The sequence below is a fragment of the Sporosarcina sp. Y838 genome, assembly GCF_056786515.1.
Genome location: NZ_JBXCJD010000002.1, coordinates 89,824 through 102,078, shown reverse-complemented (window position 1 = coordinate 102,078; position 12,255 = coordinate 89,824). Strand labels below are relative to the sequence as shown.

Here is a 12,255-nt window from a genome sequence, read left to right as displayed (position 1 = left end):
GCTTCCATGAAATTAAAACACCAAACTTGGCAAAAATAGCAGTAAGTAGTTAAAACAATAAGGGGGAAACGAATATGACAAAAGCAAATAAACAGTTGTCACAAGAACAACGTGAGGAACTACTCGCAACATTGCAAACTCGTTTTGAGAAAAATAGGAACCGCCATGAAGGTGTTGAATGGGCTACAGTACAAGCTAAGCTCGAAGCGAATCCTGAAAAACTATGGTCTCTTAATGAAATGGAAGCAACTGAAGGGGAACCAGATGTTGTTGGCTTTGATGAAAAGACAGGCGAATATATTTTTTGTGATTGTTCCGTAGAAAGTCCCAAAGGTCGCAGAAGTGTTTGTTACGACCTTAAAGCACTCGAATCTAGGAAAAAACACAAACCAGAAAATAACGCTATGGATATGGCAACCGCCATGGGCATTGAAATTTTAACGGAAGAACAATATCGGGACCTGCAGAAAATTATGAATTTCGATATGAAAACGTCGAGCTGGGTGCAAACACCTGCCAATATTAGAAATCTCGGCGGGGCTCTCTTTTGTGATCTTCGCTACGACACTGTCTTTCTATACCACAATGGAGCAGATTCCTACTATGCTGCAAGGGGCTTCCGTGGCTTGCTGAGGGTCTAAATCTAAGCCGAAATCGAAGATGGTTTTCATCAGAAAATTAAATGGAAACGATAGGATCTACTTCCAGGTTTCATATGGCATTTAAGAATGCGATGCACTGAATTACTAGAGCAAAACAAAAAGAAGAAGGAACAGATCCCTCTTCATGTATACTTTTCAAGCTAATAATTGCATTACTGGAACAACAGTTACGCTTTTCATATAGTAAGTGAAGACGCTTTTTCACTAACGAGAAGAAATGAGGTGATTGTATGTTAGAAAAGCTTAGAAAAGTTAATATGAAAACGGCTGTAAATATGGGGATCTGTTTTTACTCTTTGACATTCTTAATACAATTTCTTATTATTAGTGGGATTATTCCATTTACATGGGTAAATGGTGGAAGGTCAGAATCCTTAGCAACTCAACTGCCAATATCTATTTCCAATATCATTATTTCTATCATAGGATTAGTTTTCACGCTAATTGTTGGCAGAAATAAGATATACAAATACAAAAGAACAATAACTGTTATATGTTGGTTTTTTGTAGTACTTTGGTCTTTTGGATTCATACAACAATTGTTAGGAACGCCTTTTGAAAAAATGGTTATGTCGTTAATATTGCTTCTTGGTGTCTTCTCAAATATACGTATGGCAATCGAAAAAAAGTCCGCAATAAAAACTAACATTAAAATTTGAATCAAAGGAACTCGTTAACTGAGTCTTTTTAAGTATAAATCGACTTTTTTAGTTCAACTAACGAAAGCGTTTCTACAATAAGTGGAGACGCTTTTTCACTAATGATGCAAGTTAGTTCAACAATAATAATATAGCTTAATAGCAGAAAATGAAACATATATCCATATTAAGGGGAGGAACACTAAATTGAAACTGATTTGTAAATCCTGTAATTTAGAAGTTTCCAAACCAGTATCGGAGTTAAAAGACCTGAATTTATTGGATATGAATGTTGGTCACGGTTATATTCCTGAAGGTTTTTATGTAGTTGATGATGGAATAACTTACAAAGTAGGATTAAAAGGTTTTATCATAATAAACATTAAGGATCTAATCAATTCAAACTATCATTCGGATCAAAGCAGATTAAACGGTTGTTGCGGATTAGATGGTTGTGATGGTATGAATAGGAATTGCTTAAATAATCACGAAATCGGTACGGAACACTCTGATTGTTGGATGCCTCATTTCGTAGCCTTTAATCCAGAGTTAGTACAACTAATTTAACATATATATTTATTTTCTTTTTTCGCTAATGGTTGCTTCACTTCAAGAAGGAGTAAAGCCTTTTTTCTAATTGAACTAAAGAGCAGGTTAGTTGAAGAGTGTTGTTTAACTTGAGTTCAAAAATCGGGCCAGATTGTTGAATAGAATTATAAAATAGATATGAAAGTGAGAGAGGATTTTTGAAACGAACAAAAATAATTGTAGCTATCATTTCTTTTTTTACTTGGATAATTGGGGTATTCTTTATTTTTAATATTTACAGCCGAAGTGAAAGACCAATATTTATTCTGATTCTTGGTGCAGCTATCATTGGTTTTCAAATTATTGTGTCTAGATATTTGAAAAATAAAGAGAAACAATATTAGGCAAACTGGCGCGATTGTTTAATAAGCGTCTCTGTTCTTATTAAACTAACGGTTACTTTAGTTGAATAACATGGGGTGCTTAGGCAACTCTTTTTTTCTTATTGATCTAATGAAGCAATTTAGTTGAAGAGGAATCTTTTTAAATCTCTCGAACTAATGGGGTTATGTTGTGATATTATGTTTGGGGAATTATGATTTTTATAAGGGGAAATACTATTGAAAAATTCAATCATTGGCGGTGTGATTCTCATTGAAAACGATTCAAAAGATGTATGACCATTTAAATTGGGCTAACCAACGTATCCTTGAAACATTGCAAAGTATTGAAGGTGGAAATCAAGAGGCAAATCGTTTGTTTTCTCATATCCTGTTTGGAGAAAGAATTTGGATTGCCAGATTACAAGGAATGGACAGTTCACAATTGCCGGTCTGGGAAGACGTTGATATTGAAATCTGTGCAGAACTTGTAATGCGTAATGAAGTGAGTTTTAAAGAGTATCTTACTGATTTAGTAGAAGCTGATATAGATAAATTAATAGTCTATACCAATAGCAAAGGAACAGAGTTTAAGGAATCTGCAAGGGATATTTTGACTCATGTAGCATTGCATGGTCAGTACCATCGAGGACAGATCAACTCACGACTTCGAGCAGATGGTTTTGAACCAGTTAATATCGACTTTATTACATTTGTTAGATAAATGTATTCGAGGTAGCCTTGTTAGTGGAACCTAGTTTATGAAATGCGTCTAGCTTCCACTAACAAGTGCAAAGTAGGCATTTATGCTCTTCAACAAAAGAGGAAATGAAGTTGGCAATACCAAGAAATTCACACTACCTAGACAGCAAGTTGTCGATCGACAGTCCTGATTCAACATAAACAAATTTCATTTTTTCTTTTTCTTTTTAGCGGCGAAAATTGCGATAAAGGTACCTGAGAAAACAGTAATCCACAAAAATAAATCCATTTTTCCAGCTCCATTCGTTAGTCTGAAAAGCCAATTATCTTTGACCAAGATGTGTTTTTTCGAAGGGCAGATTGGAAATTATTTAGAGGAATATACTCACTAATATATTGCTAGGATTGATAGGGAAATACATATTAGTGCTAAAGTAAATAAAATGAAGGAGTTTCTAAAATTTCTTCTCATTTTAATACCATAAGCACAAAAAAAGATAGCAGCGGCTAATTTGGAACTACTTTGAAAGTAAGCATTACTCGAGAAAAATGAACTACTAAAAATTACTGAAATGAGCAAAGTTGTCGAGATTAATATTCTAAACCACATAGGCTCGTATAGGAATTGTTTAAGCGCAAACTTTATCCGTTGCATAATTGTATAAATCCCTTCCGAGAAACTTTCTTGATTATATATATCGTATGTTTGTCGAAGCGAATTAGCCATGATTTCGAGATTTTAGTCATGTAACATAATCGCTTTAAAATACAAAACAGTGTGAAGCATTTGCCTCACACTGTTTTGTTAAATTAATTTACCTTTAGACAATTTCATTGATTTCGTTTCACTCACAAATGTTGCACCTAAAAGCAATGCACCACCTAGCATTTGAATAAATGTCATTTGCTCTTGCAAGATAATAGCTGAAATTAGTAATGATGTGATTGGATCTGCGTAGCTTAGTGCAGCGATGCTTTGCCCTTTTAATTTCTGCATACCTGAGAAGAATAACAAGAATCCAATACCTGTATGTACAATCCCTATGATTAAAATAAATGGAATGGAGGAGCTCGATACTTCCAAAATTCCGAATCCCTCCGTAAAGAAAACATACGGAATGAGAAGTATTGTCGCCGTTCCAAGTTGAAGTAATGTGGTTTCTAACCCATCCATATTTTTGATGAATTTATTTAATAGCATCAATGAAGCATATAGTACAGCTGCCATTAATCCATATCCAATCCCAATTAAATCATCCATTCCAGACGTGCTAATCCCAATATTACCAACAATGAATAACATCCCTAGCATGGCTATACCAATGCAGATTATTTTCTTAGCAGATAACTTTTCCTTGAGGACAAGTGGTGAAAGAATCAGGAAAATCACAGGTGCAAAATAGTAACTTAATGTTGCGTTGGAAATGGTCGTATGCTTGAATGCCTGGAAAAAGAAAATCCAATTTCCCCCGAGTGCAATACTCGAAAGTATCAATACTAAAGCATTTACTTTAACCACAGCCCATGAAATTCTCTTCTTCATGATGAACAGGACTGCTGTTAAAAATATACCGCCAATTAAACCACGCAATAAAGCGATTTCACTCGAAGATAAATCAATGTATCTTACAAATACACCAATTGTGCCGAAGAGTATCATTGACAGTAAGAACTGAATGTTAGATTTCATCGTATTCTCCTTCAAATCTGCGAAAGAGCGTATAGCCCTCAGATTCTTATTCTGTTATTTATGTAAGTTCATAGATGGAGTAAACGGTGATATTGAAAATGGTATGATAATTCCCCCCGTTTCTGAATGAACTCATTATACTGAAAAAAATCACATTAGCCTATCTGGTTGCTTTATTGATCGAACAATAATGCCCTTCTTATTCGCTAACACTGCGAGGTAGCAGGTTTTTACTAGTAGTTCATAGAAGTAGTTATTGAACGAATAATTTTGACCTTTTAAAATACAAAGTGAGGTATCCAAAATAATGATGAAAATAGTACCCCCTAAGCCTTTTTTCTATCAAGGTGGAGAGAAAGCTGTATTACTCTTACATTCATTTACAAGCAATCCCTCTGATATGAAAAAGTTGGGGAAGTATTTACAAAAGGAAAATTACTCTTGTTATGCACTATTATTCAGTGGACATGGTCTAACAGCGGAAGAACTACTCACATATAAACCGTCAGATTGGTGGCAAGATGTACTAAACGGGTATCAGTTGTTAAAGGATGAAGGGTTTGAAAAAATAGCTGTGATTGGTCTTTCACTTGGTGGTGTGTTTGCATTAAAAGTGGGTCAGGAGTTGGAGGTAAATGGCGTTGTGACAATGTCAGTGCCTATACATAGAGAAGCTACTTTTCTACAAAAGCGTGTCTTTCATTATGCAAAAAGATACAAACAACTTGAAGGGAAAAATGAAGAACAAATCAATTTAGAAATGAAACGTCTTCAAAATATGTCTATCGATTCATTAGTTGAGTTCCAACAGCTAATTGATAGTACGATGGATGAATTAACACTATTAAAATCACCAATTCGTATTATGTATGGTGAATTAGATGAACCATTATATAAAGAGAGCGCAGAAGTAATATTTCAAAGCGTTGCGACGCATCAAAAAACAATCAAGGGGTATCCGAACTCTAAACATTTAATGACATTAGGCACGGACATTAACGATGTGAACAAAGATATTCTAACATTCTTAAATGATTTAACTTGGTAGCTTTACTTCAAGAAGGAGTACTCGAACTTCATAATTAAATCACTTAACTAAAATGAATGAAACAGGGGTGCTATATTACATGATTACACCTATCTTTCGAATTTTTGATATTGAAAAAGCCAATTCATTTTACATAACTTACTTAGGTTTTGAAATGGATTGGAAACACAGTATTCGGAAAATATGCCTGTTTATTTTCAAGTATCTTTAAATGAATTCTTTCCTACTCAAGAATTGGATGACTATGATTAATCCACAATATCATTTGGAGAGATGATTAATTTTGATGAGTATCTCTTTAGGGGCTTTACAATCGCTTTTATTCATGGAGATTATCCTTACGCATTTCAGTATAAAGTAAAATTCAAAGAAAATGGATGGCCTATTGGTTTTGAAGGAGGTCCACTTTAGGAAGAACAGATTAGATAGTTTCCCTTTCTTATTCAACAATCTGGTGCTTTAGTCGAACAACAGGGGCTTCTTAGGGACTCTTTTTTCTTATTGCTGTTGAATTGAAAGGTAAATCAAGAATCAGCTCCATCCTACAGAAAATATAGGCAAGGCTGGTGCAGTAACCAGAGTAGGATTAATCTCCCATAAGTGCTACCCGTATTGGGTGCGACAGTCTGTGATGCACCGTGGTCGTTGGAGTCAGACTAACGGATGGGCTCTATGGCACCATAGTTCATCGACCTTCTTCGCCAGCCGTAGTATCCAATACCCGTTCTGCATACATTTTCATCCTCTGTGGTGTAGCGCTAATTTTGCGCTGCATGTATGGCTAACGGGTGCTTTACTTGAAAATCGAAAATGTGCTGCTATTTATATATATCAGGGGGTGGAAAGGTTGGATTTATTTTTTTATATTGTATTAATTATTGTTTTTTCTCTTATCTATTATGGATATGTTAAGAAAAAAGATACTGATTTAAAAATGAAAGAATTAGAGCTTGAAGAAAAAAAGGTAGAATTGGAAATGAAAAAGTTAGAATTTAGTAAAGATTGTAAAAAACAAGCCGGAAATTGAAAGTTTCATTTGAGAATGCAATAGTCTAACGAATTCGATACCTGCACAGCCATTCAACGAAACCTTGTTCAACTAACGGAAATTTTAGTCAATAACAAAAACACCAAATCTAATGTGAAATTTGGTTAAGGAAAGGCGGGGAAATTGTTGGAGATATATCAAGCGACGATTGAGGATTTAGAAGGTGTGTCAAATTTGTTTAATTTGTATCGGATGTTTTATGAACAGGAATCAGATTTAGAAGGTGCTGAAAATTACATAAAAGAACGTATTGAAGGCAAGGAATCCATTATATTTGTCGTCAAAGCCAAACAAAAGTATGTAGGATTTACGCAGCTTTATCCTACATTTTCATCCATATCTATGAAAAGAGCTTGGATACTAAATGACTTATATGTAGATGATGAAGCCAGAAAACAAGGAGTTGGAGAAATGCTTTTACACAAAGCTAGATCTTTCGCTGTTGAATCAGGCGCTAAAAGTATTAGTCTGAGTACAGCACCAGATAACGATTATGCCCAAAGGCTATATGAAAAAAATGGATATATTCGGGATTCACAATATTATCATTATGAATTAAGTCTGAAATAGTCTATTTCAATATTGGACTAACGGGTGCTTTGAATGCTCTTTTTATTGTTCAACTAAAGGGCGGTTTAGTGGAACAAGAATATTGTCTTACAACAAGGATATACTACCTAAAATTAGGTAGGTGGTTAGATGAAAAAAATATCATTAATATGTGTACTATTACTATTAAGTCTAACAACGTTGTTATATGTAACTTGGGAAAAAACAACAAAAGTAAAGGCAATAAACAAAGAGAAGCAACAATTATTAGAAGCCATTTCAGAGCCGTGTAGTCTAATATTGGAACCTGTTGATAAAAGTCTGACGAATGCAAAAGGTGTTGCATTAATCTATAAAGTGCAATTAAACCCACAAAGTTTTGCAAGAACTAGTATAAGTATTCTTGCTGTTCATCTTCCCAAACCATCTACTTATGGTGACTTCGATAGCTATGAAGGCTTTGCGTCTATTCCCAAAGAAATAAGTTGGCGTTTTAAGCTTTATCCAACCCCGGAGGATAATGGTCCAAGTTGGGCTGGACGATTTGATTTAATTACTGCAGAAATGAAGAATGTCGAAGTTCAGGTACGCCTCTCAAATTCTAAAACAGGACAGTTAGGACCAAGTGTTTTAACAAACAGTATTAGCAACTGTAAATAATTAATGCAAAGTAACGGGTGCTTTACTTCAAGAATGGAGTAAAGCTTTTTTTCTTGTTCAACTAACGAGTGCGATTGTGAAATATAATCATTCTTTATTGTATAAATAATGGTTCAGTTTTCATTAAGGACGATTAATTTGTAAGATATCGAATTCTGATTCCGAATGATATTATTGAAAGTTATACAATGATTGAAGTTCCGGAAAAATATCATGATGAAATAAAGAATGAAATTATCTAAAGGAATGTATGTTACAGGAGAAGTATTTAACAATGTCATTTGAGTTTATGGGTATGTGGAGATGTAATGAAAAAGTTTAATAAACGGAGCTTGAGGTGAAGTGATGTATATTTTAGATCAAACGAACGAATGGGATGCCGATTTACCTGAGTTCGATGTGCGAAATGACGAAGTTGAAAATCAGCGGGAAATGCTTTTTGATTATTTTATTACGAAGGCCTCTACTGTGGATATATTGGTATACCGAGGTTTAGATGAAGAAAAGATGATAAAGCAAATGAAGAAGCTTTTTAAAAATAAGCGAGTAAAAACAGATCATCATGGTAAATGCTACAAGTTCTTTTTAGACGACGCAGCAAGAAGTTGGATTTTAGCAAATAATATTAGTGAATGTACAAGCGTTGTATATGATGAAAAAGACAAAGCGATTGCTGATTTTAATAGACATGTGTCCTTTTATGAAAAAGTGCCTGTGTCATGTAATGTGTTGTCGGTGAAAGAGCTACCAATTCAACTTGAAATTTATATTCGTGAAGATGATAGAGAGTGTGATGTAGATTTACAAGAACAGGCTAAATCGTATTATATTAGTACGGACTATGATTGTATAGAAAAACTTGCTTTTGAAACAATTGAAAACCTTTATGTTTATCCATTGTCTATTTATATTGAAACGCACGATGGAGAGCAGCATCAAATGCAAAAGGATTGGGCAAAGTATGCTGTAGAATATATAGACTCCGGACAGCGTGTGTTTACCCTCTCTTCAAAAGGAATGTATCATGCAGAGGTCCCAGGTTTCTTTTTAACAGTAAAAAATACCGATGAATTAAAAGTTGTGTTCGAAGAGCTATTTTACTTAGCCTATCAAAACGACACATTCATCGTGTCTCAAAATAAGATGGATATCCGAACTGGCCGTAATCGAATTTTCAAATCAGGTGATGAAATGGTTTTAACGTTCGATCATGATGCACAAGGGATTATCCTATACACTGCACTAAATTTCAAAAAAATAAAGAACTATTTTACCAGCTATATGATTACGCACATACAACAAGAGAGTTAGGAAACTAACTCTCTTCTTAAATACCTTACAAAAGGGAGAGTGAAGGTTGATTATGAACCAATTATATTTGTCATTAAGTAAAGCAGGTTTGATGTTTAAGGGTGAAACAGATAAAGGAGTGGTTGATTTCATTCTATTTGAAACCTACGAGAATGGAAACACAACATCAGTGGATGTAAATACATTCGAAACGCTATTCGAGGGTGTAAAAGGGAGTCCAACCTATGAAGCCTTGTCGGGATCTCATACTTTTACATTGGAGGATACGCAATACACCATGACTGCTGAAGAAATGGGTTATCAAAAGTATTTCGATCAATGGAAAGAACAAGGAGTGTTTAAATAACGAGTGCTTTGCTGCTTAGACGGCTCTTTTTCTTGTTCAACTAAAGGAGCAGGATTGCTGAATAACAAAGTTTCGGTAAAATATGCAACATTCTCCTTGTAGGTAGAAATGATGAGTAGAATGCACGCACAATCAGAAATGCAGATGTCTTTTTATCATAGTAATCGTCCATTTGTTAATACTAGAATTTGAATAAAGGATATTACAAATTAACAGGAACATAGGAGGTATGAAAATTGAGGATTCAAAGAATAGATCATGTCGGTGTAATCGTAAATGATCTCTCTGCTGCTAAGGAGTTTTTTCACGATTTTGGACTTGTGGTGAAAGGGGAATGGGAAATGGAAGGAGAGTTGATGGGATATGCAGTTGGGCTTAATGGTGCTAAAGTTGCGTGTGTAGGATTGGGAATGCCAGAAGGTAAGACATGGATAGAGCTAATCAAGTTTTATACGCCGTTAGATGAAAAAGATATTCAGCAAAGCTTTGCAAATACACTAGGTATCCGACATATTGCATTTACTGTGGAAGATATTGAAGCTGTTGTTGCCAAATTGAAAAAGAAGGGCACGGGAATCTTTAGTGAGATACAGCAATACGAAGAAAGTTATAAATTATGCTATGTTCGTGGTCCAGAGGGAATTATTTTGGAGTTGGCTGAGGAAATCAAATAAGTACTATTAGTTAAAATGAAAGTACGACTCTTTGTTACTTTCAATTTTTTTAGTTTGTGAAGAAATGTACTTCGACTAACGGTTGCGTTAGTTGAAGAGTATTGTTTATCTTGTGTTCAAAAACCGGGTGGAAAAATACAAGGGTGGGGTTAGTATGCTTTTACTTTGGTATGCTTCATTTTTGACATCAATTATCACATTGGCATTCGGGGTTTCTAGACGCTCTTGGCTTTTCTAACGAAAGGAGAAGGGAGTAGTACAAATGAGGAAATATATTAATAAAGGAAATATAAAGTTTTTTCTATTAGGATGTTTAACATATTTTATAATTTCAACGATAATAGAACTAATCAGATAAGGCTTCACTAAGATTAAAATGATGAATAGATAAAAAAAATTGAGGTAACGGGTGCGCCAGTTGAAAATCATCGAGTTGGTAATGTAGCTCTTTTTTCTCATTGAACTAACGGGCCAGGTTAGTTTAATAAGAGAGGTCAAATCTTTATTCTGAAGGAAAGTCACCTTCTTTAAAGATGAAGAAAACGCACATTTTTAATAGGTTAAAATTGTGCGTTCGGTATATTTTTCAGCTAATAATTAGACAGTAAGGACAACTTTACCTTGAGCGTGACCTTCCTGAAAATAGTTGAATGCCTCAGATACTTCACTTAACTTATACCGTCTATCAATTACTGGTTTCACTTTACCAGTCTCAAGTAATTCCTTTATATAAAATAAATCTTTTTGGTTTGCTCTTTGTAAAAGGTTACATATTTTCTTATTCCCAGTCATTGAAATAAAAGGTCCAAGAACTAAAGTTTGAAACATCTGGGATTCGGCTCCACCTACGTGAACAAAATGCCCATTTGGTTTTAATACACGTTTATAAGCTGAAATGGAATTAGACCCGTTAACACCAAGGATCAAATCATAACGCTCCTTTTTTTGGGTGAAATCCTCTTTTGTATAATCAATGATGTGGTCTGCTCCTATTGAATGCACTATTTCTAAATTTCTTGTACTACATACACCTGTTACTTCAGCCCCAAATGATTTTGCTATTTGTACCGCGAAAGTACCGACGCCCCCAGATGCCCCATAAATTAATACCTTCTGTCCCGACTTAATCTTTCCTTTATCACGTAGCCCCTGTAAGGCTGTCACACTTGCCATAGGACTGGCAGCAGCTTCCTCGAAGGAGATGTTGGTTGGCTTTAAAGCTAATGCGAATTCCGGGACAGACACATATTCAGCAAAACCACCCCAGCCACAACCTGAGAGGTCACCGAATACCTCATCACCTGGTTGAAACTGCTTCACATTCTCGCCAACAGCTTCAACTATACCTGCTATGTCACCTCCCGGTACAGCGTATTTTGGTCTCAGTAGCCCGAAAGCAAAGCGAGCTAAGAACGGTTTGCCTTTCAAAAGAACCAAGTTACTAAAGTTCAAGGATGCTGTATGAACTTTTACCAATACTTGATTCTCTAAAGGCAAAGGCTTTTCTATCTCTTTTAATTCAAGTACGTCAGGTGATCCATATTTGTTACAAACTATAGCTCTCATAAAATCCCCCCAAATTTCTTAGATTTAATTGTATTACAGAGACATAAATGACCCAAAACGAGAGATAGTAATGTGTTATTATTAATATGGAATTACAAGTTGAAAGATTCTGAAATTATTTAAAGAATGGGTACACACCCTTTAAATCTGGTTTTATATATTACATTGATAACTTTCGTTTTAGGATTATTAGGTTTTTCGGGTGTTCAAGATTGGAAAGGGATGACGAGAAGTATAACTACTGTAATTATTACTTTGAGGTTATCAGCTTTCTTGGATGTCGTTATATTTTTTTGGAAGTTTATTAAGCTAACAAGTGCTTTACTTGAAAATCGTTGAGCGGCTTAGATGACTTTTTTTCTTATTGAACTAAAGCAGCAGGTTGCTTCAAGAAAGTTGCATTATGCTAAAATACAAGCGTTATATAATAGCTTTTGAAAGAAAGGAAACACA

The 12,255-nt window shown here is 34.8% G+C and carries 13 protein-coding genes and 1 pseudogene; 12 read left to right on the top strand and 2 right to left on the bottom strand.

From position 1 onward, the window contains the following. Positions 1–74: 74 nt before the first annotated feature. The 4 genes from AC1TO4_RS03270 (at position 75) to AC1TO4_RS03255 (ending at position 2,932) form a co-directional block, all read left to right on the top strand. Complete coding sequence (locus tag AC1TO4_RS03270) at positions 75–641, top strand: DUF4256 domain-containing protein (RefSeq protein ID WP_482104135.1); 567 nt, start codon at positions 75–77, stop codon at positions 639–641. Between the two features lie 251 nt (positions 642–892). After that, complete coding sequence (locus tag AC1TO4_RS03265; protein WP_482104134.1) at positions 893–1,321, top strand: hypothetical protein; 429 nt, start codon at positions 893–895, stop codon at positions 1,319–1,321. 186 nt (positions 1,322–1,507) lie between these two features. Further along, the gene (locus AC1TO4_RS03260) at positions 1,508–1,867 is read left to right on the top strand and encodes a hypothetical protein (protein ID WP_482102471.1); all 360 of its coding nucleotides are present in this window, start codon (positions 1,508–1,510) and stop codon (positions 1,865–1,867) included. A 615-nt stretch (positions 1,868–2,482) separates the two neighbouring features. Beyond that, complete coding sequence (locus AC1TO4_RS03255) at positions 2,483–2,932, top strand: DinB family protein (protein ID WP_482104133.1); 450 nt, start codon at positions 2,483–2,485, stop codon at positions 2,930–2,932. Positions 2,933–3,715: 783 nt separating this feature from the next. On the opposite strand, the gene AC1TO4_RS03250 is transcribed toward AC1TO4_RS03255, so the two are convergent. Next, positions 3,716–4,600 (bottom strand): DMT family transporter, encoded by an 885-nt coding sequence (locus AC1TO4_RS03250; RefSeq protein ID WP_482104132.1) that lies wholly within the window; start codon positions 4,598–4,600, stop codon positions 3,716–3,718. Positions 4,601–4,907: 307 nt separating this feature from the next. Here AC1TO4_RS03250 and AC1TO4_RS03245 point away from each other — a divergent pair, with 307 nt between their 5' ends. From AC1TO4_RS03245 to AC1TO4_RS03210, 8 genes and pseudogenes are all read left to right on the top strand, one after another. Then, positions 4,908–5,648 (top strand): alpha/beta hydrolase, encoded by a 741-nt coding sequence (locus tag AC1TO4_RS03245; protein WP_482104131.1) that lies wholly within the window; start codon positions 4,908–4,910, stop codon positions 5,646–5,648. 79 nt (positions 5,649–5,727) lie between these two features. Continuing rightward, positions 5,728–5,864 (top strand): annotated as a pseudogene (locus AC1TO4_RS03240) (glyoxalase superfamily protein); the annotation flags it as partial. 631 nt (positions 5,865–6,495) lie between these two features. After that, positions 6,496–6,675 (top strand): hypothetical protein, encoded by a 180-nt coding sequence (locus AC1TO4_RS03235; RefSeq protein ID WP_482104130.1) that lies wholly within the window; start codon positions 6,496–6,498, stop codon positions 6,673–6,675. A gap of 147 nt (positions 6,676–6,822) precedes the next feature. Further along, positions 6,823–7,266, top strand: coding sequence for an N-acetyltransferase family protein (locus AC1TO4_RS03230; protein WP_482104129.1), 444 nt, complete (start codon positions 6,823–6,825; stop codon positions 7,264–7,266). Positions 7,267–7,395: 129 nt separating this feature from the next. Next, complete coding sequence (locus AC1TO4_RS03225) at positions 7,396–7,905, top strand: YoqH family protein (RefSeq protein ID WP_482104128.1); 510 nt, start codon at positions 7,396–7,398, stop codon at positions 7,903–7,905. A gap of 345 nt (positions 7,906–8,250) precedes the next feature. Next, entirely contained in the window at positions 8,251–9,216 is a 966-nt protein-coding gene (locus AC1TO4_RS03220; protein WP_482104127.1) for a hypothetical protein, read from the top strand. A gap of 52 nt (positions 9,217–9,268) precedes the next feature. Further along, complete coding sequence (locus tag AC1TO4_RS03215) at positions 9,269–9,562, top strand: hypothetical protein (RefSeq protein WP_482103431.1); 294 nt, start codon at positions 9,269–9,271, stop codon at positions 9,560–9,562. 236 nt (positions 9,563–9,798) lie between these two features. Further along, positions 9,799–10,236, top strand: coding sequence for a VOC family protein (locus AC1TO4_RS03210; RefSeq protein ID WP_482104126.1), 438 nt, complete (start codon positions 9,799–9,801; stop codon positions 10,234–10,236). Positions 10,237–10,833: 597 nt separating this feature from the next. On the opposite strand, the gene AC1TO4_RS03205 is transcribed toward AC1TO4_RS03210, so the two are convergent. After that, positions 10,834–11,802 carry an NAD(P)-dependent alcohol dehydrogenase gene (locus AC1TO4_RS03205; protein WP_482104125.1) on the bottom strand — a complete coding sequence of 323 codons (969 nt, stop codon included), beginning with the start codon at positions 11,800–11,802 and terminating at the stop codon, positions 10,834–10,836. Positions 11,803–12,255 lie beyond the last annotated feature (453 nt).

Bases quoted from the DNA above. Each gene is read 5' to 3' on its own strand.
- AC1TO4_RS03215 (WP_482103431.1), top strand. From the start codon at position 9,269: ATGAACCAATTATATTTGTCATTAAGTAAAGCAGGTTTGATGTTTAAG.
- AC1TO4_RS03270 (WP_482104135.1), top strand. From the start codon at position 75: ATGACAAAAGCAAATAAACAGTTGTCACAAGAACAACGTGAGGAACTA.
- AC1TO4_RS03265 (WP_482104134.1), top strand. From the start codon at position 893: ATGTTAGAAAAGCTTAGAAAAGTTAATATGAAAACGGCTGTAAATATG.
- AC1TO4_RS03250 (WP_482104132.1), bottom strand. From the start codon at position 4,600: ATGAAATCTAACATTCAGTTCTTACTGTCAATGATACTCTTCGGCACA.
- AC1TO4_RS03225 (WP_482104128.1), top strand. From the start codon at position 7,396: ATGAAAAAAATATCATTAATATGTGTACTATTACTATTAAGTCTAACA.
- AC1TO4_RS03205 (WP_482104125.1), bottom strand. From the start codon at position 11,802: ATGAGAGCTATAGTTTGTAACAAATATGGATCACCTGACGTACTTGAA.
- AC1TO4_RS03220 (WP_482104127.1), top strand. From the start codon at position 8,251: ATGTATATTTTAGATCAAACGAACGAATGGGATGCCGATTTACCTGAG.
- AC1TO4_RS03245 (WP_482104131.1), top strand. From the start codon at position 4,908: ATGATGAAAATAGTACCCCCTAAGCCTTTTTTCTATCAAGGTGGAGAG.